Origin of the sequence: Streptomyces monticola (assembly GCF_042665355.1) — a bacterium.
Taxonomy (GTDB): domain Bacteria; phylum Actinomycetota; class Actinomycetes; order Streptomycetales; family Streptomycetaceae; genus Streptomyces; species Streptomyces monticola.
The window spans coordinates 228,996-252,779 of the sequence record NZ_JBHTCF010000007.1; the positions used below are offsets into that span (position 1 = coordinate 228,996).

19 protein-coding genes are annotated in these 23,784 nt (G+C 71.4%); 6 read left to right on the top strand and 13 right to left on the bottom strand.

Annotation, left to right across the window (positions count from 1 at the left end):
• Positions 1-17: 17 nt before the first annotated feature.
• Complete coding sequence (gene purU / locus ACFQVC_RS19075; protein ID WP_381831666.1) at positions 18-890, bottom strand: formyltetrahydrofolate deformylase; 873 nt, start codon at positions 888-890, stop codon at positions 18-20.
• 24 nt (positions 891-914) lie between these two features.
• On the bottom strand, positions 915-1,361 hold the full coding sequence (locus ACFQVC_RS19080; RefSeq protein ID WP_381831783.1) for an SCO4402 family protein: 447 nt from the start codon (positions 1,359-1,361) through the stop codon (positions 915-917).
• Between the two features lie 171 nt (positions 1,362-1,532).
• On the opposite strand from ACFQVC_RS19080, the gene ACFQVC_RS19085 reads away from it, so the two are divergent.
• Positions 1,533-2,855, top strand: coding sequence for an ABC transporter substrate-binding protein (locus tag ACFQVC_RS19085; RefSeq protein ID WP_381831667.1), 1,323 nt, complete (start codon positions 1,533-1,535; stop codon positions 2,853-2,855).
• A gap of 88 nt (positions 2,856-2,943) precedes the next feature.
• Here the strand turns inward: ACFQVC_RS19085 and ACFQVC_RS19090 are convergent, their stop codons facing one another.
• On the bottom strand, positions 2,944-4,695 hold the full coding sequence (locus ACFQVC_RS19090; protein WP_381831668.1) for a hypothetical protein: 1,752 nt from the start codon (positions 4,693-4,695) through the stop codon (positions 2,944-2,946).
• Positions 4,696-4,919: 224 nt separating this feature from the next.
• Positions 4,920-6,299, bottom strand: coding sequence for a transcriptional regulator (locus ACFQVC_RS19095; RefSeq protein ID WP_381831669.1), 1,380 nt, complete (start codon positions 6,297-6,299; stop codon positions 4,920-4,922).
• 331 nt (positions 6,300-6,630) lie between these two features.
• Between ACFQVC_RS19095 and ACFQVC_RS19100 the strand changes: the two genes are divergently transcribed.
• Genes ACFQVC_RS19100 through ACFQVC_RS19110 form a run of 3 tightly spaced genes read left to right on the top strand, consistent with a single transcriptional unit; the run spans position 6,631 to position 9,810 of the window.
• Positions 6,631-7,290 carry a bifunctional DNA primase/polymerase gene (locus ACFQVC_RS19100; RefSeq protein WP_381831670.1) on the top strand — a complete coding sequence of 220 codons (660 nt, stop codon included), beginning with the start codon at positions 6,631-6,633 and terminating at the stop codon, positions 7,288-7,290.
• Between the two features lie 22 nt (positions 7,291-7,312).
• On the top strand, positions 7,313-8,194 hold the full coding sequence (locus ACFQVC_RS19105; RefSeq protein WP_381831671.1) for an ABC transporter ATP-binding protein: 882 nt from the start codon (positions 7,313-7,315) through the stop codon (positions 8,192-8,194).
• Positions 8,191-9,810 (top strand): transporter, encoded by a 1,620-nt coding sequence (locus ACFQVC_RS19110; protein ID WP_381831672.1) that lies wholly within the window; start codon positions 8,191-8,193, stop codon positions 9,808-9,810. Before ACFQVC_RS19105 ends, ACFQVC_RS19110 begins: the two co-directional genes overlap by 4 nt.
• Positions 9,811-10,207: 397 nt before the next feature.
• Here ACFQVC_RS19110 and ACFQVC_RS19115 read toward each other — a convergent pair whose 3' ends face one another.
• Together ACFQVC_RS19115 and ACFQVC_RS19120 are read right to left on the bottom strand one after the other, a co-directional pair.
• A complete protein-coding gene (locus ACFQVC_RS19115) occupies positions 10,208-11,068 on the bottom strand; it encodes an alpha/beta fold hydrolase (protein ID WP_381831673.1) in 861 nt (286 codons plus the stop codon).
• A gap of 554 nt (positions 11,069-11,622) precedes the next feature.
• The gene (locus tag ACFQVC_RS19120) at positions 11,623-12,315 is read right to left on the bottom strand and encodes a metal-dependent transcriptional regulator (RefSeq protein WP_381831674.1); all 693 of its coding nucleotides are present in this window, start codon (positions 12,313-12,315) and stop codon (positions 11,623-11,625) included.
• Between the two features lie 286 nt (positions 12,316-12,601).
• Between ACFQVC_RS19120 and ACFQVC_RS19125 the strand changes: the two genes are divergently transcribed.
• Positions 12,602-13,399, top strand: coding sequence for an SIS domain-containing protein (locus ACFQVC_RS19125; RefSeq protein WP_381831675.1), 798 nt, complete (start codon positions 12,602-12,604; stop codon positions 13,397-13,399).
• A gap of 105 nt (positions 13,400-13,504) precedes the next feature.
• Here the strand turns inward: ACFQVC_RS19125 and ACFQVC_RS19130 are convergent, their stop codons facing one another.
• Both ACFQVC_RS19130 and ACFQVC_RS19135 read right to left on the bottom strand, forming a co-directional pair.
• On the bottom strand, positions 13,505-14,920 hold the full coding sequence (locus ACFQVC_RS19130) for a PAS domain-containing protein (RefSeq protein ID WP_381831676.1): 1,416 nt from the start codon (positions 14,918-14,920) through the stop codon (positions 13,505-13,507).
• 498 nt (positions 14,921-15,418) lie between these two features.
• The gene (locus tag ACFQVC_RS19135; protein ID WP_381831677.1) at positions 15,419-16,528 is read right to left on the bottom strand and encodes a citrate synthase 2; all 1,110 of its coding nucleotides are present in this window, start codon (positions 16,526-16,528) and stop codon (positions 15,419-15,421) included.
• A 290-nt stretch (positions 16,529-16,818) separates the two neighbouring features.
• On the opposite strand from ACFQVC_RS19135, the gene pdxH reads away from it, so the two are divergent.
• The gene (pdxH, locus tag ACFQVC_RS19140) at positions 16,819-17,517 is read left to right on the top strand and encodes a pyridoxamine 5'-phosphate oxidase (RefSeq protein ID WP_381831678.1); all 699 of its coding nucleotides are present in this window, start codon (positions 16,819-16,821) and stop codon (positions 17,515-17,517) included.
• A gap of 82 nt (positions 17,518-17,599) precedes the next feature.
• On the opposite strand, the gene ACFQVC_RS19145 is transcribed toward pdxH, so the two are convergent.
• From ACFQVC_RS19145 to ACFQVC_RS19165, 5 genes are all read right to left on the bottom strand, one after another.
• Positions 17,600-18,259 carry a TetR/AcrR family transcriptional regulator gene (locus ACFQVC_RS19145; protein WP_381831679.1) on the bottom strand — a complete coding sequence of 220 codons (660 nt, stop codon included), beginning with the start codon at positions 18,257-18,259 and terminating at the stop codon, positions 17,600-17,602.
• Positions 18,247-18,981, bottom strand: a complete 735-nt coding sequence (locus ACFQVC_RS19150) for an enoyl-CoA hydratase family protein (protein ID WP_381831680.1) — start codon at positions 18,979-18,981, stop codon at positions 18,247-18,249. Before ACFQVC_RS19150 ends, ACFQVC_RS19145 begins: the two co-directional genes overlap by 13 nt.
• Positions 18,978-20,555, bottom strand: a complete 1,578-nt coding sequence (locus ACFQVC_RS19155) for a 4-coumarate--CoA ligase family protein (RefSeq protein ID WP_381831681.1) — start codon at positions 20,553-20,555, stop codon at positions 18,978-18,980. Before ACFQVC_RS19155 ends, ACFQVC_RS19150 begins: the two co-directional genes overlap by 4 nt.
• 166 nt (positions 20,556-20,721) lie before the next feature.
• Positions 20,722-21,888 (bottom strand): acyl-CoA dehydrogenase family protein, encoded by a 1,167-nt coding sequence (locus ACFQVC_RS19160; protein WP_381831682.1) that lies wholly within the window; start codon positions 21,886-21,888, stop codon positions 20,722-20,724.
• Positions 21,885-23,774: an acetyl/propionyl/methylcrotonyl-CoA carboxylase subunit alpha gene (locus ACFQVC_RS19165; RefSeq protein ID WP_381831683.1), complete on the bottom strand. Its 1,890-nt coding sequence runs from the start codon at positions 23,772-23,774 to the stop codon at positions 21,885-21,887. The genes ACFQVC_RS19160 and ACFQVC_RS19165 overlap by 4 nt, the downstream gene beginning before the upstream one ends.
• Positions 23,775-23,784: the final 10 nt, after the last annotated feature.

Sequence of the window (23,784 nt, forward strand, 5' to 3'; positions counted from 1 at the left end):
GGCCGCCCCTCAGCGGCTCAGGTGAAGACGACCGTACGCCGCCCGTTGAGCAGCACCCGGTGCTCGCTGTGCCACTTCACGGCCCGCGCGAGCGCCTGGCACTCCACGTCACGGCCGATGGCGACCAGCTGCTGCGGGGTGACCTCGTGGCCGACCCGCTCGACCTCCTGCTCGATGATCGGGCCCTCGTCGAGGTCGGCCGTCACATAGTGCGCGGTGGCACCGATCAGCTTCACACCGCGGGCGTGCGCCTGGTGGTAGGGCTTGGCGCCCTTGAAGCTCGGCAGGAAGGAGTGGTGGATGTTGATGATCCGGCCGCTGAGTTCCTTGCACAGGTCGTCCGAGAGCACCTGCATATAGCGGGCGAGCACGACGAGCTCGACGTTCTCGTCCCGCACAAGGCGCAGCACCTGCGCCTCGGCCTCGGCCTTGTTCTCCTTCGTCACCGGAATGTGATGGAAGGGGATGTCGTACGAGGAGACGAGCTCGGCGAAATCGGTGTGGTTCGAGACCACCGCGGCGATCTCCACGGGCAGCGCGCCGGTCCTGGCCCGGAACAGCAGGTCGTTCAGGCAGTGCCCGAACTTGCTGACCATCAGGATGATCCGCATCTTCTCTTCGGGCCGGTGAATCTGCCAGTCCATGTGGAAGGAGTCGCCGACGGCGGCGAAGCTGGCGCGCAGCTTCTCGACGGTGACCGGCTCGTCGGCGGAGAAGTGCACCCGCATGAAGAACAGCCCGGTGTCGTGGTCGCCGAACTGCTGGCTGTCCTCGATGTTGCACCCGGTCATGAAGAGATAGCTCGACACGGCGTGCACGATGCCCTGCTTGTCGGGGCAGGACAGCGTGAGGACGTACTGATCGGGGGCGGGGGCGGGCTGCGCGGTCATGCCCTGCAGGCTACCTGCCCGCGCTCATGCGGACCGCGTCAGGATCCGCAGCACCTCGAGCGTGCGGGGCGGGGCGTCGGGGTCCTCGCCGTCACTGGTGGCGAGGTGCACATGCGCGTCGCGGGCCGCGCGCACGGCTTCGGGCCAGGCGTGGTGGTCGAGATAGGCGGAGACGGGGGCATCGGGCCCGACCTGGTGCATGATCCGCAGCACCCGCAGTACGGCGACGTCCACGAGGGAGGCCTCCTGCGCGTCACGGAAGATCGTGCCCACGTACTTCTCGGCGGACCAGTTGTCGAGCCAGGTGTCCTCGACGAGGCGGTACACGGCATCGGTGACGTCCCCGTACCCGTCGACGCCGGCCAGCCAGCAGCTTTGCTGGAACTCCGGGTCGGAGAGCATGTGCAGCGCCGAGCGCACATTGCTGCGCCAGCGCCACCACGGCATGTCGTTCAGAGGCATGCCGTCCATGGTGGAGGAGCGGCGGCCGCGACGGGAAGACTTCTCCGAGCTTTGCACGGTTGCCGATCGTACGTTCCCGTCGCGGCCCGTCGCACCGGCCCCCGTAATTCACCTTCGCGTCACCGTCCGTTGAGGCGAGATCACTCAAAGGTTAGGGACCAACCGGAATGGTGCATGTTCATGACCGTCCGGCGACGTCCTCTGCTTCCCCGCCCCCTCAAGACCGCCGCACTCACAGTGACCGCCCTGGCGGTGGTCGCGTCGTCCGCGGTCGGCTGCGGTGCGCTCCCTGGGACCACGGGGGGATCCAGGGAGCCCGTGACCGTCATGACCTGGGCCCCCGACGGGACCGAAGCGACGAACGTGCCCGGAATGCCCGCCATGGCCCAGGCGTACGCACGCTGGGTCAACGCCAGCGGCGGCCTGAACGGCCACAAGCTCAGGGTCCTCACCTGCAACGACCACAACGACTCGGTGGACGCGGCGGACTGCGCACGGCGCGCGGTCAAGGAGAACGTGGCCGCCGTCGTCGGCTCCTACAGCCAGCACGGCCAGGCCTTCCTGTCCCCGCTGGAAGCCGCGGGCATCCCGTACATCGGCGGCTACGGCCTCACCGAGGAGGAGTTCGTCAGCCCGCTGTCGTACCCCGTCAACGGCGGCCAGGTGGCGCTGCTCGCGGGCAATGGCCGGCAGCTGGCCCGTGACTGCGCCCGGGTGTCCCTGGTGCGCCCGGACACGCGCGCGGGCGACGCTCTGCTGCCGCTGCTCAACTCCGGCCTCGCGCAAGGCGGTCGGCGGCCCGCGACGGACATCCTGGCGGCCGAGGACGGGGGCGACTACACGGTCCAGGCGCAACAGGCCCTGGCGAAGGCGGGCGCCCACCACTCGGTCGCGACGGCGCTCGGCCGCGCGGGCGCCGCCGAGCAGGCCCGGCAGGGCTGTGTCACGGCCGCGCTCGGCGACCGCACGGACAGCTTCTTCGACTCGTTCCGGCGGACGCAGGAGGACTACCAGAAGGTACGGATCTCCTCGGTGCTCGGCAGCGTCGACCAGACGTCGGTGGACCGCACAGGGGGCGCATCGGGCCCTTACGAGGGCGCATACGTCACCGGCTGGTACCCGGCGGCGGGCGACGCGCGCTGGGACCCGATGCGCAAGGTGATCCGCGAACACGCCTTCGGCGACAACCGGATCGACCCCGCGAACGCCGGGGTGCAGACCACCTGGATCGCGTACACCGTGCTCAAGCAGGTCGTGGAGTCCCTCGGCGACGGCGAGGTGGACGCCCTCAAGGTGACCCGCGCCCTCAACGACGGCGTCCGTATCGACACCGGCGGCCTCACGCCCACGCTCAGCTGGCGCTTCGAGGACACCATCGCGGCCCGCGACTTCCCGCGCCTGGTCAACGCGGACGTCACCTACCAGGTCGTCCGCGACGGCCGTCTGGTGGCGGCCCGCAAGGGCGCGGTGGACGTGTCGCGCACCCTTGAGCAGTCGCCGTAACTGCACGTGGCCCAGGGGCAGTTGAACACCCGGGGCCGTTGAACATCTGCCCCTGGACGGCTCGTACGGCTCGTACGTCCCTCGCGGCTCAGAGCTCGATCGGCTTACGGGTCGTCAGGCCGTACTTCTGGGCGATCCCGTTCCACAGGTTCGCCGCCTGCTCCTTGGCCTGGGTGGCCTGGCCGCTCGCGTCGACCGCGGCGGCGTGCTGCGGGAACTTGCGGGCCTTCTTCTTCGGGCAGGCGTTCTTCGTGGCGACGATCTTGTCGGCCCAGGCGGCGAAGTGGTTGTCGGCCGCGGCGGACGACTTCCAGGCCTTGTTGAGGGCGCTCGTCAGCTGCGCGTTGCTCGGCAGCTGGTCGACCTCCAGCTGCCCGAGCCTGGTCACCAGGTCGTTGCGCTGCTTCGCGGCTTCCCGCAGGTCCTTGGCGGCGGTGCCGAGGGCGTGGCACCGCTCGATGTTGGCGACGGAACGGATCACCGCGGCCCGGCTGTCATTGCTCTCGGCGAGCAACTTGTCGAGGGCGACGGCCTGTTCCTTCGCCGGGTCGGTGCTCGGTGACGGCTTCTCCACGGGCGCCGAGTCCGAGACGTTCTTCGGCTCGTCCTGCTTCTCGTCCCCGCCACCGCTGCTGAGCAGATAGCCCGCACCGAGACCGAGTACGACGATGCCGACGCCGAGCGCGGCCAGGACGGGCGTCTTGGACCTGCCGGAGCCGCCGCGACGGCCGCCGTCGTCGGCACCGCCGCCGTATCCGCCGTGGCCATGACCGTACGGCTGCGGCCCCGGGCCACCGGGACCGCCGGGGCCCTGCGCGGGCGGCTGGTCGAACCGCGGCATCTGCTGGGTGGAGTCGGCACCGCCGGCCGGCTCGCTGCGGAAGAGACTGTCGAACTCGGCGGGCGGCTGCCGGTCGCCGGGCGCACCCGGCCGGATGCCGTAGGGGGCGTTGCCGGGCGCGGGCGGCACCGGCGCGATGTACTGCGTCGCCTCCGCGTCGGGGTTGCCGCCGGGGGCCGGGGCCTGCGGCTGCTGCTGCGGGAGCGGCATCTGCTGCCGCCCGAGGAACTGCGTGGCATCGGCCGCGGGCGCCTCCGGCGGAAGCGCACCCGGGAGCGGAGAGCTCTGCGAACCATGTCCCGTTTGCGGTATCTGCTCCGGCGGCAGCTGTGCACCCTGCGGCTGCTGCGGCTGCTGCGGCGCCTGCTCGGGCGGCAGTTCGGCGCCCGCACCCGGCACCGGCGCGATGTACTGCGTCGCCTCCGCGTCCGGCCCGGCGGGCGGCAGCGCGCCCCCCGGCCCCTGCTGAGGCGGCAACGCGGGAGCACCCTGCGGCGGCTGCGGCTGCTGCTGCGGCTGCGCGTGGGGCGGCTGAGGCTGCTGAGGAGCCTCCGGGTACGACTGCTGCGGCTGCTGCGGCTGCTGCGGCTGCCCCGCGCCGTACGACTGCTGCTGCGGCGCCGGCGCCGACGCGTAAGGCTGCTCGGGCTGCGCGGGCTGCTGCTGCGCGTAAGGGTCCTGCTGGTACCGGCCCTGCTGATGCGGGTCCTGCTCGTACCGGCCCTGCTGATGCGGGTCCTGCTGGTACTGGCCCTGCTGATGCGGGTCCTGTGCCCAGGCCTGTCCCGACGCGTACGTCTCCCCCTGCGGGGGCGTGCCCGGAGCCGCGGATTCCGGGCCCCACGGCTGTCCCCACGGCGAGCCGCCCGCGGGCACCGTCCGGTCGCCGTAGGTGCCCGGCATCAGGGGCTCGCCGCCGTCGGCGGGCAGCACGACACCTTCGTGCGCGGGCCGCGCCGCGGGAAGCTGCGGCTCCTCGCCCTGTCCGCTCTGCGTCACCGGGACTCCTACATATGGGGGACCTACGGAATCGTCGGTTCACGCTACCGGGTCCCCCAGTAGGGGTGCTACGCAGCCAGGTTCCCTTGTCCGTTCAGTGATCCGGCCCGTCACACGAGGTGACCCGGACCTCACTTCTCGCAGCGTCCGCGGGGGTTCTCACGGCCTCCGCGACGCATCTCACACCGCCCGCACCACGGCTTCACACCGCCCGCGCGGAGCCCTCACGCGGCCTGCATCTCGAGCCGGGCGCCGAACTCCCGCACCACCGGCTCGTCCCGGTACGGCTCAAGGCGGTCCCTGAAGTCCTCCAGATACTCGGCGCCGCGGTTGGAGCGCAGGCTGCTGAGCAGCTCCACCGCCTTCGTGCCGGTGTGGCAGGCCTGCTCCACATCGCGCTGCTGCACCTGCGCCGTGGCGAGCAGCACCAGGCCGATGGCGCGGCGCCGGGCGCGCGTCGTGGGGTGGCCGTCGAGGGACTCCTGCGCGGTGCGTGCCGCCGCTGCCGCCTGCCCCAGGTCACGGTGGCAGTGCGCCAACTCGTCGGCCAGATAGGCCTGGTCGAAGTGGGCGATCCACACCGGGTCCTCGGTCGCGGAGTCCGCGCGGTCCATCGCCGTCTGCGCGCGGCCCGCCACGACCTGCGCCGCCCGCGAGTCGCCCATCAGGGCGTGGCCGCGCGCCTCCGCGGCGTAGAACATCGCCTCGGCCCGCGGTGTGACCCGTCCGCGTGCGCCCTCCTGCGCGGCCCGCGCCAGCTGGGCGATCTCCCGCGGGTTGCCGAGCTGCGCGGCCAGATGACTCATGGACGCGGCCAGGACGTACCCGCCGTAGCCCCGGTCCCCCGCGGCCTGCGCGAGGCGGAGCGCCTGGATGTAGTAGCGCTGGGCGAGTCCGGGCTGGCCGGTGTCGACGGCCATATAGCCGGCGAGTTCCGTCAACCGCGCGACGGCGGCGAACAGTTCACGCCCCACGGCCTCGCGGTACGACCCGGCGAGCAGCCCGGAGACCACGCTGTTCAGGTAGTGCACGACCACCGGCCGCACATGCCCGCTGCCGAACTGATGGTCGAGCTGCACGAGCGCCTCGGTCATCGCGCGCACCGCCGCCGCGTCCGCACGGCCGACCCGCGGCCCCGCGGACCTGGCCACCTGGTTGTCCATGGCGGTGATCAGCCAGTCGCGGCTCGGCTCGACGAGCGCGGACGCGGCGACGGTGGAGCCGGACAGGAAGTCACGGCGTCCCACGTCGCTGCGCCACAGCTCACAGACCTGCTCGATGGCGCCGAGCACGGTCGGCGAGAACTGCAGGCCCACACCCGAGGCGAGGTTCTTGCCGTTGGCCATGCCGATTTCGTCGATGGTGACCGTGCGCCCCAGCTTCCTGCCCAGGGCCTCGGCGATGATGGCCGGCGCCCGGCCGCGCGGCTGCTGACCACGCAGCCAGCGGGCCACGGATGTCTTGTCGTAGCGGAGATCGAGACCGTGCTCGGCCCCGCACATGTTCACGCGGCGTGCCAGTCCGGCGTTGGAACAGCCGGCTTCCTGGATGAGCGCCTGCAGCCGTTCGTTCGGCTGCCGTGCGACGAGCGGCCTGGCGGCCATGGCGTACCCCCTGTGTGCGCCGGAAAAAGTCCCCGATGATCAATGCCCATCGGGCAAAGCGAAAATGCAGGACATAGCGTGATGTAACAGGAATTCCATCAGTTCCCATGAATTGTCATGGAACCCATGAATTCCACGGAGGGACGGTCTAGGTCACGGCCGCTGCCCCGGCCGGCCGTCGAATCCCCGAAAGCTGGCTACCCAGCGCCCGCTGCCGATCCGCATGCGCGCCCCCACCCATGCACCCATGCGCCCCACATGCAGGATCGATGCGCCGGACCGGCGCGCGGAACAGCCGTAACCCAAGGTGACGGCGGGAGTTGAGTTCTTCGTGGAAGAGACCATCGGAGTCACCGGAGCCGCGCAGATCCCCAAGCAGCGCGGAGAGCAGCTGCTGGACACCGCGGTGCGTTACGCGGAAGAACGTCATTGGGATGTGTTCCCCGGCACCTGGCTGGAGGCGGCGGACGGCGTCGAGCTCTGCTCCTGCAACGACCGCTCCTGTGTCCTGCCCGGCGCGCACCCGGCGCGCGAGGACTGGGCGACCCAGTCGACCGGCAGCGCCACGGCGGCCCGCCGACTGTGGTCCAAGCAGCCGAAGGCGTCCATCCTGCTGCCGACGGGCCGCACCTTCGACGCCATCGACGTCCCCGAGACCGCCGGCTTCCTGGCCCTGGCCCGTCTGGAGCGGATGGAGCTGACGCTCGGCCCGGTGACCCTCACCCCGAACCGCCGGATGCAGTTCTTCGTCCTTCCCGGCGCCACGGTCAAGGTCCCGGACCTCGTCCGCAAGCTGGGCTGGCCGCCCGCCACGCTCGATCTGCGCTCCCTCGGCGAGGGCGACTGGGTGGCGGCGCCGCCCACCCGCTTCGGCGGCCACGGCGCGGTCCAGTGGGCCCGCCGCCCCACCCCCGCGAACCGCTGGCTGCCGGACGCGGAGGAGCTGATCAGCTCTCTGGCGTACGCCTGCGGCAGGGAACGGCGTCGGTAGTTCAAGGCCGCCCTCAAGGGCGATGCGTCGCTGGTTCAAGGCCGCCTGCAAGGGCGATCGACGGCGCCCGGCAACCACCGCTACGTATCGTTGGCCCGACACACGCAGTGACGGGGAAGGCGGGCCATCGGTGGCAGCGGACGCGGTGCGCGTACAAGGACTCTGGAAAAGGTTCGGCGAGCAAGTGGCGGTCGCCGGCATCGACCTGACCTTGCCTGCAGGCAAGTTCATCGGCCTGGTCGGCCCGAACGGCGCGGGCAAGACCACCACCCTCTCGATGGTCACCGGTCTGCTCCGCCCCGACCAGGGCAGCGTCGAGGTGGTCGGGCACGACGTGTGGCGCGACCCGGTCGAGGTCAAGGCCAGGATCGGGGTGCTCCCCGAGGGACTGCGGCTCTTCGAGCGGCTCTCGGGGCGCGAACTCCTGTCGTACACCGGACGGTTGCGCGGCCTGCCTCCCACGGAGGTGGAGAAGCGGGCGGGCCAGCTCCTCGACGTACTCGACCTGAGCGGTGCGCAGCACAAGCTGGTGGTGGACTACTCGACCGGTATGCGCAAGAAGATCGGGCTCGCCGCCGCGCTGCTCCACAATCCCGAAGTGCTCTTCCTCGACGAGCCGTTCGAGGGCGTCGACCCGGTCTCCGCGCAGACCATCCGCGGGGTCCTGGAGCGCTACACCGCCTCCGGCGCGACCGTGGTGTTCTCCTCCCACGTCATGGAACTCGTGGAGTCCCTGTGCGACTGGGTCGCGGTGATGGCCGCGGGGCGCATCAGGGCGCACGGCCCGCTCGACTCGGTACGCGGGGACGCGCCGTCGCTGCAGAGCGCGTTCCTCGAACTGGTCGGCGCCAACGGCCGGGACGCGGGAGAGACCCTGGACTGGCTGGGCGGCGGTCCCCGATGAGCACCGCCACCGCCGCCGTCACGGCGTCCCCGCGAGCGCTCACCTCCACCTTCGTACGGCTGAAGCTGTCGCTGCTGCGCAACGGACTGCGCCAGTCCGCGGGCCGCAGGGCCGCCTATATCGCCTCGGTCGTCGTGACGCTGCTCGTCGCGGCGCTGCAGCTGCTCGCCCTGATCGCGCTGCGCGGCAGTACGCATGCTCCGAGCGTCACGGTCATCGCGATTGCCGTCCTGGCGCTCGGCTGGGCGGTGATGCCGCTGTTCTTCCCCAGCGGTGACGAAACCCTCGACCCGACGCGCCTCGTGATGCTGCCGCTGCGACCGCGGCCCCTGGTGCGGGCGCTGCTCGCGGCCTCGCTCGTCGGTATCGGCCCGCTGTTCACGCTCTGCCTGGTGGCCGGTTCGGTGATCGCGGTGGCGCGGGGCGGGGCGGCCTGGGTCACCGGGCTTGTCGCGATCCCGCTGACGCTGCTGCTCTGTGTCGCCTTCGCACGGGCCATGGCGGCCGCGAACATCCGCCTCCTCAGCAGCCGCAAGGGCCGTGACCTGGCGGTCCTGAGCGGTCTGCTGATCGCGGTGGGCGCGCAGCTGGTCAACTTCGGGGCGCAGCGGCTCGGTACGCCCGGCGGGCTCTCGAAGCTCGATCCCGTGGCGGATGTCCTCCGCTGGATCCCGCCGTCGGCGTCGCTCGGCGCGGTCGACTCCATGGGCAGCGGCGCCTACGGCACGGGACTGGCCCAACTCGCCCTGTCCGTCGTGGCGTTGCTGCTCGTCCTGGCGTTCTGGCGGCGCAGTCTGACCCGCCTCATGACCACCCCGGACGGTTCGACGCTGCAGGCGGCGGAGCCGTCACGGGACAAGGCGCGCGGCGGCGGTCTCGCCCGCTTTCTGCCGCCGGGGCGCACCGGCACGGTGATGGAGCGCAGTCTGCGCTACATCTGGCGCGACCCGAAGACCAAGGCGGCCTGGGTCACTTCGCTCGCGATCGGTCTGATCGTGCCGTTGTTCAACGCGCTCCAGGGCACGGGCTCGGTCTATTTCGCCTGCTTCGCCTCGGGCATGCTCGGCGTCCTCATGTACAACCAGTTCGGCCAGGACACCTCGGCGTTCTGGATGGTGGCCCTGACGATCTCCTCGCGCCGGGACGCGTATACGGAACTGCGGGCCCGCGCTCTGGCGCTCGCCGTGGTCACCCTGCCGTACGCGACGTTCGTGGCGGTCCTGACGACGGCCGTGCTCGGCGACTGGGACCGGCTCCTGGAGGTGCTCGGCCTGTCACTCGCGCTGCTCGGCGCGATGATCGCCACGGGCGCCTGGTCCTCGGCCCGCTTCCCGTACTCGATCCCGCAGGAGGGCTACAAGAACGTGGCGCCCGGCCAGGCGGGCCTTGCGTGGATCTCCATCTTCGGCGGGATGGTCGCGGCGGCCCTCCTCTGCGCACCGTTCCTCGCGCTCACGATCTGGCTCCATGTCTCCGGCCAGGAGGGCGCCCTCTGGCTGCTCTTCCCGGCCGGCGCCCTCTACGGCTACGCAATCACGCTGGCGGGCCTGAAACTGGCGGCCCCCAGCGTCGCGACCCGCCTCCCGGAGATCCTCACCGCGGTGAGCAAGGGGTAGACGACGAGGGGGGCGCCCGGCGAGCAGGGGGCCCCGGCGAGCAGGGGGCCCCGGCGAGCAGGGCTCGGGCGGCGAACGAGGGCTCGGCGGCACGCAGGAGTTGGGCGGGCGAGCAGGGCTCGGCGGCACGCAGGAGCTGGACGGCACGCACAGGCGGGGCGGCGAGCAGGGGCTCGGCGGCACGCAGGGGTCGGGCGGGCGAGCAGGGGCTCGGCGGCGAGCAGGGCTCGGCGGCATGCACAGGCGGGGCAGCGAGCGGGGCTCGGCGGTGCGCAGGGGCAGGGCGACGAGCGAGGCTCGGCGGCACGCAGGAGCTGGACGACACGCAGGGGCGGGGCGGCGAGCAGGGCTCGGCGGTGCGCAGGGGCGGGGGGATCGGGTCCGGTCGGGCCCGGTCTCAGCCGATCAGAACACCGTCCAGAAATGGCTCGATTGCTTCGCGCCAGGCTTCCGGCTGGTCGTAGTGGACGAGGTGGCCGGCGTCGGGGACTTCGGCGTACGCACCTCTCGGGAGGACGCGGACCATCTCCTGGGCCTCCGCCCGGCCGAGTTCGCCGTCCAGGCCGCGGACCACGAGGGCGGGGCACTGGACTTGGGCGAGCTCTTCCCAGTGCGCGTCATAGACCCAGGTCGCGCGGGAGGTCAGCATCTGGTCGCGGTCGAAGACGGGGCGCCAGCCGTCCTCCGACTCGGTCATCACCTCGGCGTAGAACTCGCCGCGGGCGGGGTTGGGGCGCTCGACCCAGGGGTCGTCCTCACCGAACCACTTGCGTACGTCGGCGAGGGTCGCGAAGGGGACGGGCCAGGCCTTGAACCAGTCGGCCCACTCGCGCTGGGACGCGGCGCCGAGCGCGGAGGCCCGCATATCGCAGATCACCAGGCCACGGACGAGGTCGGGGCGGCGCGCGGCCAGCTGCCAGGCCGTGAGGGCGCCCATCGAGTGGCCGATCAACACCGCGGGGGCGAGGCCGAGTTGGACGAGGGCGGCCTCCGCGTCGTCCACATAGGCCTCGCGGGTGTACGGGCCTTCCGCTGGTTTCTCGCTCTGGCCGTGGCCGCGCTGGTCGAGTGCGACCGCGCGATGGCGCTCGGCGAGCCAGCGGGCCGTGCCGGCCCAGTGCGAGGCACGGCCCATTAAGCCATGCAGCAACAGCACCCCGGGCGCCCCGTCCACCTCCTTCGTCTTCGGAGGGTCCGCGAACTCCCAGGCGGCGAGGCGTGCGCCTCCCGCCCCGGTCACGTCGATGCGCCGCACCATTTGTCTGGCACCCCCCTTACTACGGGCCACGTCCCTGCATCACGCCGTACGTCTAACGTACGGGCACGCTATCGAACCCCCATTCGAAAGCGGCGTTTCTGGCGAGAACACCCCTCATTCGAGTGACCACACTCAAGGATTGACCGGCGCGGCCGAGGGGAGATCTTCAACGGGAGGCGGACCGCTCGGGGAAAACGGTCCGAGGGGATTGACCCTGGGAGCTCGGGGCTCCGGGTCAGCACAGGGGAGGACAGGCCTCGGCGCCGCAGGGCGCCGGGGCCCTCCCCATTTTCACGGCACATCCGCACCCACCCCCCATCCGACCCGGCGGGTCATATGCCTCACGCGACAGCCTTGCACGCAAACCGCTCGGCTGCTGCGATTCCGCACAGTGAATCTTGGAATCGTACTCCCAAGTGCCGTTGCACGTGGGGCAGTTGAGCCGAAGCGGCAAAGACCCTGGTGACCGGCCCGAGGTCAGGCCGAGGCCGGCCCGGAGTCAGGCCAAGGCCGGCCCGGAGTCAGGCCGAGGCCGAGCCGAGATCGGCCCGAAGTCAGCGCTTGGCCACGAAGACATGCGAGGCGATGTCCGCCTCCAGCTCCGCCGCCTCACCGCTGCTGCCGACCAGGACCCCGCCCGCGGACTGCGTCACGCTCACCACCGCACCCGGCTGCACACCGGCACGCCGCAGCGTGTACATCAGCTGGGCGTCGGTCTGGATCGGCTCGCCGATCCGGCGCACCACGACCGTCTTGCCGTCACCGCCCGCGTCCAGGTCGGCCAGGCTGACCATGCCCTCGTCGAGGAACGGGTCGGCCTCGGCCTTCTCGCCGAGCTCTTCGAGCCCGGGGATCGGGTTGCCGTACGGCGACTCGGTGGGGTGGCGGAGCAGCTCGAGGACGCGGCGCTCCACGGCCTCGCTCATCACGTGCTCCCAGCGGCAGGCCTCCGCGTGCACCTGCTCCCACTCCAGGCCGATCACGTCGACGAGCAGGCACTCGGCGAGCCGGTGCTTGCGCATCACGCGGGTGGCCAGACGGCGGCCCTCCTCGGTGAGCTCCAGATGACGGTCGCTGGCGACGGACACCAGTCCGTCCCGCTCCATGCGCGCCACCGTCTGGCTGACCGTCGGGCCGCTCTGGTCGAGCCGCTCGGCGATCCGGGCACGCATGGGGACCACACCTTCCTCTTCGAGTTCGAGGATGGTGCGGAGATACATCTCCGTCGTATCGATCAGTCCGGACATACGTGCCCCTCATGCTGTGACAGATAGATCTAGATCGTCCTGCGCTGGCCCTGACTCAATTCTGACGCATACCGCCGACAACCGTGCCGCGCCAGGGAAGACGGCCTCGGCAGCACTTCGGCCGGAGCCTCCGTGCCCGCCCGGGCCGCCCTCGTGAGCCGTATTGACAGGGCACTGGTCCAGACCGCAACGTGATCCGCGGCACGCACGCCCTGCCTCTGTGCGCACGCCTCACGCACCTCAACACATGTCTCCGTACGTACCTTCCCGGGAAAGGCCCTCGGCGATGAGCCCCAAGAGCGGCACCAGCGAGAGCGGCAGCAGCGAGAGCGGCGAGAGCAAGCTGGCCGGACAGTACTTCGACGCCGCGATCGGCCTGCTCGAGCGGGTGCGTGACGAGGAAGCGGGGGCCGTCACCGCAGCGGCCCGTGCCATCGCCGACACCGTCGAGTCCGGCGGCCGGCTCTTCGCCTTCGGCGCCGGGCACTCCTCGCTGTCCGCGCAGGACATCGTCTACCGCGCGGGCGGTCTCGCCCTGATGAACCTGCTCGCCGTGCCCGGGGTCGTCGGCGTGGACGTCATGCCCGCCACGCTCGGCTCCGCCCTTGAGCGGGTCGACGGCCTCGCGGGCGCCGTGCTCGACACCAGCCCCGCCAAGCCGGGCGACGTCCTCGTGATCATCTCCCTGTCGGGGCGTAACGCCCTGCCCGTCGAGATGGCCATGAACGCCCGCGCGCTCGGCCTGAAGGTGATCGGTGTGACGTCGGTGGCGTACGCGTCCGAGACCAAGTCACGCCATGTGTCCGGGACCTACCTCAAGGACCACTGCGACATCGTGCTCGACAGCAAGATCGCGGTCGGGGACGCGGAGCTCACCGCGGAGGGCGTGGCCGCGCCGTTCGGGCCCGCGTCGAGTGTCGTCACCAATGCCCTGCTGCAGGCCATGATGGCCGCCGCCGCGGGTGAGCTGGCCTCCCGCGGGATCGATCCGCCGATGCTGCGCTCGGGCAATGTCGACGGCGGGCACGAGTGGAACGGGCGGGTGTTCACGGAGTTCGGGGACCGGATCTTCTACCGGCGGTAGCGCTCTGCGGGGTTTTCGGTACACCACCTGCGGGTGCGTCGTGGCTGGTCGCGCAGTTCCCCGCGCCCCTTCGGGGCACGAACAAGTCACACCGAACTTCCTTGATCAGCCGCCCGTCACCGCCTGTGCCAGATCCAGAGCCGCCGCCACGCGCGTGGCCACGCTTTCCGCGTACACCGCGTCCGTGCGCTCGAAGGCCGTTCTGCTCGCGCCCCGCAGGAACGTCACCACCCCGAGCGTCACGCCCCGGCTGCGCAGCACCACACACAGGGCGTGGTTCGCGTCCCGTGGCCACCGCCTCGTCGTGGCCCACTCCTCGGCCGCCGTCGCGGAGGCCACGCCCGCGCTGGCCCGCACCGAGCCGGTCCTGGCCGCGCACTGGAGCGCCGGGTGGCCTTCCGCGTACCGCACCGGGAGGCCCGCCTTGTCCATCTGGACCACGGGGCCCGGCGCCTCGGCGGGACTGGCCGCGACGCGCACCAGGCGCGGTGTCTCGGGCGCCGCCGCCGGGTCGAGGACATCGATCAGGGCGTGGTCGGCGAACCCGGCGAGCGCGAAGTCCAGGTGGACCGTGGCCGCCTCCATCGGGGACTCGCACTCGGCGGCGGCGCGCGCCGCACGGTGCAGCTGATTGCCGCGGAAGCGCAGCTGTGCCGCCTCCTGCTCGGCGAGCTTGGCCTCGGTGATGTCCTGGAACAGCCAGCCCACTCCGAGCGGCACCGGCTCCTCGGCGAGCGGCGAGGCGAGCCGCAGGAAGCCGCTGCGCCAGCACCGCCGCTGGTCGGCGGACGGGCTCTCGTCCCCGCGCACCGACACCCACAGCTCGGCGGGCGCGGGCGGCGCGCCTTCCGCCAGTACGTGGGCGAAGGCGCTCTCCAGCTCCTCGACGCCGTGCCCGAGCAGTTCCCCGAGCGGACGGCCGAGCAGGGTCGTACGCCCGGTGCCCAACAGGCGGGCCGCGTGCGCGTTGACGACGGCGGGCCGCAGGTCGGCGTCGACCAGGACCACGCCCCAGGAGGCGTCCTCGAAGAGGGCCTCGCTCAGGGCGATGGACCGTTCCAGGTCGATCTGTGTGTGGACCTCGCTGAACGCGCAGTAGACCCCCGCGGGTTTGCCGTCGGGGCCGCGCACCGCCGCGGACTGGGTGCGCACGAGGACCCGGCCGCCGTCCTTGGTGAGCAGCGCGAACTCGTGCACCTGGCGCCCCGGCGCGGTCATCGCGGAGAGCAGCCGCTCCTCGACCCCGGCGGCGTCGGCGGTTCTGACCGCCCAGCCGGCGAAGCCCTGCCGCCCCACGGCCTCGGCCGCGGTCCAGCCGAGGATCCGCTCGGCCTCGCGGTTCCAGTGTGTGACGACCCCGTCGGCGTCGAACGCGCACAGGGCGGCGTCCATGCCGTCGAGAAGCGCGGCGAGAAGGTCGTCGGAGGCAGGGCCGTCGCGCCCCGTGCCGTCGTCGGGTCCGGGGTCGTGGTCGCCCGGTCCCATGGAGTCGGTCGTTCCCTTGTGCCGGGAAGCACTCACCTGGCCACCCCCTGCAGGACGAGTACGCCTGTCGGCATGTACTGCACGGGATCATTGAACTCGAACGTGACGCAGCCCACACCGAGTTCGCGGAAAAAGTTGCTTCCCGAAAATTCGGTTGTGGGGCTCCGCGGTGGTTCCTAGGGTGGGATCACTTCGGAAAGGAGGTGGTTCGGCAGATGTATGCAAACCGGACAGGAGAGGTGACTGCGGGCTAGCGGCCCTCCCCCTAGCTCTCGACTTCGCTCGAGCAGGGGGAACCCCCATCGCACTCACCTGCGGTGCCGGACCAGCGCGCGAGCGAAGCGCGCAGCCGGCCAATCCAACGCAGTCACCCGATCCGCGGGCCGCCGGTAAGTCCGGCCGGCTTCCCGCCGCTTCACGCGGCGGGAACCATGGCCCGCGGATCGTCTGCGTTCCGGGGGTCTCGGTGTGCCGGCGTACGTGACGTGCCGCCTTGTCGCAGTGACGTCAGTGCTCGATGGCGCCGAAGCGACTTCAGTGCTCGATGGCGCCGATGTCCTCGTACCCCTCGATCGCCCGCGGGTTGCGGAAGCCGGGCCCCACATAGCGGGCGGACGGCCGCACGAGCCGGCTCGTGCGCTTCTGCTCCAGGATGTGCGCGCTCCAGCCCGCGGTGCGGGCGCAGGTGAACATCGAGGTGAACATGTGCGCGGGCACCTCGGCGAAGTCCAGGACGATCGCGGCCCAGAACTCCACGTTCGTGGCGAGGACCCGGTCGGGGCGGCGGGCGTGCAGCTCTTCCAGAGCGGCGGTCTCCAGGGCCTCGGCGACCTCGAAGCGCGGCGCGGCGAGCTCCTTGGCGGTACGGCGCAGAACGCGGGCACGCGGGTCCTCGGCGCGGTAGACACGGTGCCCGAAGCCCATCAGGCGCTCGCCCTTGTCGAGGGCCTGCTTGACGTACGCCTTGGCGTCGCCGGTGCGCTCGATCTCCTCGATCATGCCGAGGACACGGGACGGGGCGCCGCCGTGCAGCGGACCCGACATCGCGCCGACCGCCCCGGAGAGCGCCGCCGCGACGTCCGCGCCGGTCGAGGCGATGACCCGGGCGGTGAACGTGGAGGCGTTCATGCCGTGCTCGGCGGCCGAGGTCCAGTAGGCGTCAACTGCCTTGACGTGCTTGGGGTCCGGCTCGCCGCGCCAGCGGATCATAAAGCGCTCGACGACGGACGAGGCCTTGTCGATCTCACGCTGCGGCACCATCGGCAGACCCTGGCCGCGCGCCGACTGGGCGACGAAGGACAGGGCCATGACGGCGGCACGGGCCAGGTCGTCGCGGGCGGTCGCCTCGTCGATGTCGAGCAGCGGCTTCAGACCCCACACCGGGGCGAGCATGGAGAGCGCTGACTGCACATCGACACGGATGTCGCCGGAGTGCACGGGGATCGGGAACGGCTCCGCGGGCGGCAGACCGGGGTTGAACGCGCCGTCGACGAGCAGGCCCCACACATTGCCGAAGGAGACATGTCCGACCAGGTCTTCGATGTCCACTCCGCGGTAGCGGAGCGCGCCTCCTTCCTTGTCGGGTTCGGCGATCTCCGTCTCGAACGCGACGACTCCTTCGAGTCCGGGTACGAAGTCGGACATCAGGCGGCTCCTCTTGATGTGTACAGATACGTACAGATACGTGCAGGTGCGGCAGACAGTCACGGTCAGATGTGGTCGGGCCTAGCCGGTTCCGCGGTCCGTCTCGAAGACTCGCGGTCCGGGTCGGTCATCGCGGTGATTCCCCGTACGCCTTGTGGTCACCCGGCCTTGTGGTCACCAACCGGCTCAGGGGGTGTCAGGGGACGATATCTCTTAGTGCCACCTTTGGGGAGTCCCGACGGCACTCAGTGCCACGGGAGGGGCATGAACCCTCCGCCGAGTGCGGCAAGATGAGCCCTGTGAACGATCGCGACCTTGACGCTCTCGACGGACTCGACCCGGCGGCCATGCGCCGTCAGTACCGCGCCGACGGCATCGATGTGACGGCCATCGCCGCCGACCCGATGGAGCAGTTCGCGCGCTGGTTCAAGGAGGCCGCGTACGCGGAGCGCCAGGGTGCGCTCTACGAGCCGAACGCCATGGTCGTGTCCACCGCGGACGCCGAAGGCCGGCCCAGCTCACGCACGGTGCTCCTGAAGGGGTACGACGAGCGGGGCTTTGTCTTCTTCACCAACTACGGCTCCCGCAAGGCACAGGACATCGCCGCGAACGCCCATGTCTCGCTGCTCTTCCCCTGGCATCCGATGGCCCGTCAGGTCATCGTGGGCGGTGCCGCGTTGCGCACCGGGCGGGACGAGACGGCGGCGTACTTCCGCACCCGGCCGCATGGCTCACAGCTCGGCGCGTGGGCAAGCTCACAGTCGTCGCCGATCTCCGCACGCGATGAACTCGAGCGTTCCTACGCCGAGTTGGAAGCGCGCTACCCGGAGGGCGAGCAGGTGCCGGTGCCGCCGCACTGGGGCGGTTTCCGGGTGGTGCCGCAGAGCGTGGAGTTCTGGCAGGGGCGGGAGAACCGGCTGCACGACCGGCTGCGGTACGTGCGGGCGACCGGGTCGGACGAGTGGCGTGTGGAACGTCTGGCTCCGTAACGGCCGCCGTCGGCCCGGCCGAGCGGAGTGCCTCGTCAGCCCAACAGCGTGCCCCGTCGACTCAGCCGAGCGCCTCGTCGAGTCAGCCGAGCGCCTCGTCGAGCAGCTCGGCCCACTGCGCCACCACCCGCTCGCGCCGCCCCCGGTCGTCCGTCAGCAGATTGGCGAGGCCCAGGCCGCGGGCCATGTCGAGGAGGCCCTGCACGCTCTCGCGCACCCCGGGCCGTGACTCGTCGGCGCCGAGAAGCTCGACGGCCATCCGGTGTGTCTCGCGCCCCACGCGGGCCTCGAGCTCCGTCACGCGCGCGTGCAGCTGCTCCTCGTTGGACGCGGCGACCCACAGGTGCAGGGCGGCCCGGAACAGCGGCCCGGTGTAGAGATCCACGAGCGCGGCCACGACGGCCCGGCGGCCCTGGGCGGCGAGTCCCCGCAGCGCGGTCGAGCGCTCCTCGGCGACGTACTCGACCGCGGCCGTGAACAGGTCCTCACGGGTCGGGAAGTGATGCTGCGCGGCGCCGCGCGAGACGCCCGCGCGCTCGGCGACGACGGTGACGGTGGAACCGGTCCAGCCGTGCTCGGCGAGACAGGCGACGGCAGCTTCGAGCAGCCGCTGCCGGGTGGCACGGCTGCGGTCCTGCTTGGGGTAGCGCTCGCCCTGAGCGGACTGGCCGCCCTGAGCGGACTGAGCGGACTGAGCGGACTGGCCGCCCTGAGCGGACTGAGCCTGGGTCACAGCACCCATGCGGGGTCCCGTCGTTCGAAGAATGCGGTCATGCCTTCGCGCGCTTCCTTGGTGGCGAACAGGGAGGCCGAACGCTGCACCAGATCCTCCGCGTCACGGTCGAAGGTCTCCAGGACTGTAGCCGTGACCAGGCGCTTCGCCTCGGCCAGGCCCTGTGGAGAGGCCTTGCGCAGCGCACCGGTCACCTCGTCCACCGCCTGGTCGAGATCATCCACGGCCTCCGTGAGCAGCCCGCAGGCCGCCGCACGCTCGGCGTCGAACCGCTCCCCTGTCAGGTAGTAGCGGGCGGCCGCACGCGGCTCCATGCGGGGCAGCAGCGGCAGCGAGATCACGGCGGGGGCGACCCCGATCCGTACCTCCGTGAAGGCGAAGTCCGACTCCCTGGTGGCGAGCGCGATATCGCAGGCGCCGAGCAGGCCGAGCCCGCCGGCCCGCACATGCCCGGCCACCCGCGCCACCACCGGCTTGGGCAGCTCGACGAGCTGCCGCATCAGGGCCACGAACGAGTACGGGCTCGGCGGCTCCTTCAGGTCGGCGCCCGCACTGAACGTCGAGCCGCTGTGGGCGAGGACGACCCCCCGTACGTCCGGGTCCTTGCCGCAGTCCGCGAGAGCCCCGGCGAGTGCGGTGACGAGCGCGGCCGAGAGCGCGTTGCGGTTCTCCGGGGCGTCCAGGGTGAGGGTGGTGATGCCGTGGTCGTGCGTCACCCGCAGGTGCGTCATACATGTTTCCCTTCGCGGTCGCGCAGTTCCCTGCGCAGGATCTTTCCGCTCAGTGCCCGCGGCACGGCGTCGGTGAACTCGACCCGGCGGACCTTCTTGTACGGGGCGACGCGCTCGGCGACATAGGCCATCACCTCGTCCCCGGTGAGCCCGGCGCCCGGCTGCGCGACCACATACGCCTTGGGCACCTCGGTGCCGTCCTCGTCGTACACCCCGATGACCGCGGCGTCCGCGATGCCCTCGTGGGTGAGCAGCAGGGCCTCCAGCTCGGCCGGGGCGACCTGGAAGCCCTTGTACTTGATGAGCTCCTTGACCCGGTCGACGACGAACAGCCAGCCCTCGTCGTCGACTTGGCCGATATCGCCGGTGTACAGCCAGCCGTCCGTGTCGATCATGTCGGCGGTGGCCTCGGGCAGCCCCAGATAGCCCTTCATGACCTGTGGCCCGCGGATGGCGATCTCACCGCGCTCGCCCGGGCCCGCGTCCTTGGCCGGGTCGTCGAGCGACACGAGCCGCATCTCGGTGCCGGGGATCAGCTTGCCGACGGTGCCGGGCGGAGGATTGTCCACGTCGAGCGGGACGAGGTGGGTGCACGGCGACAGCTCCGTCATGCCGTACCCCTGGATCACCGCGGGCAGGCCGAGACGCCGGGCGCAGGCGTCCGCGAGGTCCGCGTCGAGCGGGGCGGCGGCGCTGAGCACGAACCGCACCGACGACAGGTCGTACCCGTCGACCGCCGGATGCTTGGCCAGGGCCAGGACGATCGGCGGGGCGACATACAGGCCGGTGATGCGGTGCTTCTCGATGGCGCCCAGGAACGTGTCGAGTTCGAAGCGGGGCAGGACGACGACGGTGGCGCCGTTCCGCAGTGGGGCGTTGACCAGCGCGGTGAGGCCGTAGATATGGAAGAACGGCAGCACCGCGAGGACCCGTTCACCGGGCCCGAGCGGCATCACCGGGTGCAGCTGCGCCAGGTTGGTGGCGATGGAGCGATGCGTCAGCATCACGCCTTTGGGGATGCCGGTGGTGCCCGAGGAGTACGGCAGCGCGGCGAGGTCCTCACCGGGGTCGATGGCGATCTGCGGCTCGGGGGCGGTGGAGGTGGTCAGATCGAGGACGGACCGGTGCCCTTCGGCCTGGTCGCAGACGAATATCTCCCTTATCCCGCCGACCAGTTCGGCCGCCTGCCGTGCGGTGTCCAGGAGCGGTGACACGGTGACGATCCAGCTCGCCCCCGAGTCGCGCAGCTGCTTGGCGAGCTCCTCGGGGGTGGCCAGCGGGTGCACGGTCGTCACGGCGGCGCCGGCGCGGGTCGCGGCGTAGAACACCGCGGGGAACACGATGGTGTTGGGGCTGTGCAGGGCGAGGACGTCGCCCTTGCGCAGACCGGCCTCCGCGAGGGCGGCGGCGATGCGGCGGTGGCCGGTGTCGAGTTGGGCGTACGTGAGGGTGGTGCCGGTGACTCCGTCGATGAGGGCGGGGGTGTCGCCGTAGTTCCCGGCGTGCCCCAGGACCACGTCGTGGATGGCCTCGTTCAAGGGCTGTACGTCGGCGTACTCGCTGCGCAAGACCATGGGTCTGCCCTCCTGGGAAGGTGTACTCCGGCTGCCGCTGGGTGGATGGATTCTTCCCCTACCCCGCCCCTTCCCGGAAGTCCTGAGCGGACGGCTGTCCTCAATCGCCGGACGGGCTCAATTTTGAGCCCGTCCGGCGATTGAGGACACGGGGCCTGGCGGCGCATCAGTAGGACTTCGGCAGCCCGAGCGTCTGGTGGGACACATAGTTCAGGATCATGTCGCGGCTCACCGGAGCGATCCGGGCCACCCTCGACGCCGTGATCAGCGAAGCCAGGCCGTACTCGCGCGTCAGCCCGTTGCCCCCAAGGGTGTGGACCGACTGGTCCACGGCCTTCACGCACGCGTCGCCCGCCGCGAACTTCGCCATGTTCGCCGCTTCCCCGGCCGCCACGTCATCCCCCGCGTCGTACAGGTAGGCCGCCTTCTGCATCATCAACCGGGCCAGTTCCAGGTCGATATGGGCCTGCGCGAGCGGGTGGGCGATGGCCTGGTGGGCGCCGATGGGGGCCTTCCAGACGCTGCGCTCCTTCGCGTACGACACCGCGCGGCCGAGCGCGTAGCGCCCCATGCCGACCGCGAACGCCGCCGTCATGATGCGCTCGGGGTTGAGCCCGGCGAACAGCTGGAGCAGACCCGCGTCCTCGTCCCCGACGAGCGCGTCCGCGGGCAGCCGTACGTCGTCGAGGACCAGCTCGAACTGCTTCTCCGGGGCCTGGAGTTCCATGTCGATACGGTTCCGCTGGAAGCCCTCCGCGTCGCGCGGGACGATGAAGAGGCAGGGCTTGAGGCGGCCGGACTTCGCGTCCTCGGTGCGGCCGACGATCAGGGTGGCGTCGGCGATGTCGACGCCGGAGATGAACACCTTGCGGCCGGTCAGGAACCAGCCGCCGGTCTCGGGGTCGCGGCGGGCCGTCGTCGTGATGCGGTGCGAGTTGGAGCCCGCGTCGGGTTCCGTGATGCCGAACGCCATGGTGAGGCTGCCGTCGGCGAGGCCTGGCAGCCACTGCCGCTTCTGCTCCTCGGTGCCGAAGCGCGCGATGACGGTGCCGCAGATGGCGGGCGATACGACCATCATGAGGAGCGGACAGCCCGCGGCACCCAACTCCTCCAGGACGATGGCGAGTTCGGCTATGCCGCCGCCTCCGCCGCCGTACTCCTCCGGCAGGTTCACGCCCAGGTAGCCGAGCTTGGCGGCCTCCGCCCACAGTTCGTCGGGGTGGGCGTCACCGCGTACGACCTTGGTCATGTAGTCGCGTCCGTAACGGTTGCCGAGGGCCGCGACGGCGGCGCGCAGGGCCTGGTGCTCTTCGGTCTCGATGACAGGGCTCACGGGGTGTCCTCCTGGGTCTCCTGTACGACGGCGAGCAGCGCGCCGACCTCGACCTGGCGGCCGGGGGCGGCGTGGAGTGCGGTGAGGGTGCCGGAGACCGGAGCGGTGACGCGGTGCTCCATCTTCATGGCCTCCAGCCAGAGCAGCGGGGTTCCGGCGCGTACGGCGACGCCTTCGGCGATCCCCTCGGCGACCCGGACGACCGTGCCGGGCATGGGTGCGAGCAGGGAGCCCGGCTCCCGGTGTGCGGTGGGGTCGGGGAAGCGGGGCAGGGCGGTGAGCGCGGTGCCGCCGACGTACACGCGATGGCCTTCGCGGTCCCCTGCTCCGTACGCACGAACGGTGAACTCCCGCTGTACGCCGCCCACTTCGAGTACGACGGCATCGGCCGCGACCCGTACGACCCGGACGCCCTCGGCGCTGTATCCGGTGCGGGTGTGCCGGTAGCGCACCTCGTGCTCGGTGCCGTCCGGCTCGGTGCGGTACCGCTTGACCTGCGGCTGCGAGGGCAGATTGCGGAAGCCGCCGAACCGGGAGCGGCCGTGGGCGTCGGCGAGCGCGGCGGCGAGGGGCGCGTACGGGTCGGGCGCGGGTTCGGTGAGGTCCGCCAGATGCCGTTCGTAGAAGCCGGTGTCCATCCGGGCGGAGGTGAACTCCGGGTGCCGCAGTGAGCGTACGAGCAGCTCACGGTTGGTGACCGGTCCGTGCACCTCGGCCCGCTCCAGGGCTCCGGCGAGCTTGCGCACCGCTTCGGCGCGTGTGGGTGCGTACGCGACGGCCTTGGCCAGCATCGCGTCGTAGTGCACGCCGATGGTGTCGCCGTCGGTGTACCCGGTGTCGAGCCGGACGCCCGGCACGGCAAGGCGGTGCAGGGCGCCGGTCTGCGGGGCCCAGCCGGCGGCCGGGTCCTCGGCGTAGAGGCGGGCCTCCACCGCGTGCCCGCGCGGCGTCGGCGGCCCGTCTTCGAGGGCGGCGCCCTCCGCCACCTGGATCTGCAGCGCCACCAGGTCGACCCCGAACACGGCTTCCGTCACGGGGTGTTCCACTTGGAGGCGGGTGTTCATCTCCAGGAACAGGGGCTCCTGCGCACCGTCCGCGACGAGGAACTCGACGGTGCCCGCGCCGACGTACCCGGTCGCGCGTGCGGCCCGTACCGCCAACTCATGCAGTGAAGAGGTCAGTTCGGGGCCGAGGCCGGGCGCCGGTGCCTCCTCGATGACTTTCTGGTGGCGGCGCTGGAGGGAGCAGTCGCGGGTGCCGAGCGGCCATACGGTGCCGTGCGCGTCGGCGAGTATCTGCACCTCGACATGGCGTCCGCCCTCGACATACGGCTCGACGAAGACCTCACCGTCCCCGAAGGCACTGGCCGCCTCGGCACGGGCGGCCTCCAACGCCCCTCGCAACAGGCTGAGTTCACGTACGACACGCATACCGCGGCCGCCGCCGCCCGACGCCGCCTTCACGAGCACCGGCAGATCGTCCTCGGTGACCCGGTCCGCGGCCAGGGGCGCGATGCCCATCAGCTCCTTGGCGCGGGTCTTGGACGCCATCGCCTCGATCGCCTCGGGCGGCGGGCCGATCCAGCGCAGGCCCGCGTCGGTGACGGCGCGCGCGAAGTCGGCGTTCTCGGAGAGGAAGCCGTAGCCGGGGTGCACGGCGTCGGCGCCGGCCGCCTGCGCGGCCTTCACCACGAGGTCCCCGCGCAGATAGGTCTCGCCGGGCGCCGCCCCCGGCAGACGTACGGCGGCATCGGCCTCGCGTACGTGCAGCGCGTCCGCGTCGGCGTCCGAGTACACGGCGACGGTACGGATGCCCAGATCGCGGCAGGTACGGAAGATCCGGCAGGCGATTTCGCCACGGTTGGCCACCAACAGGCAAGTGATCACGGTGAGTTCC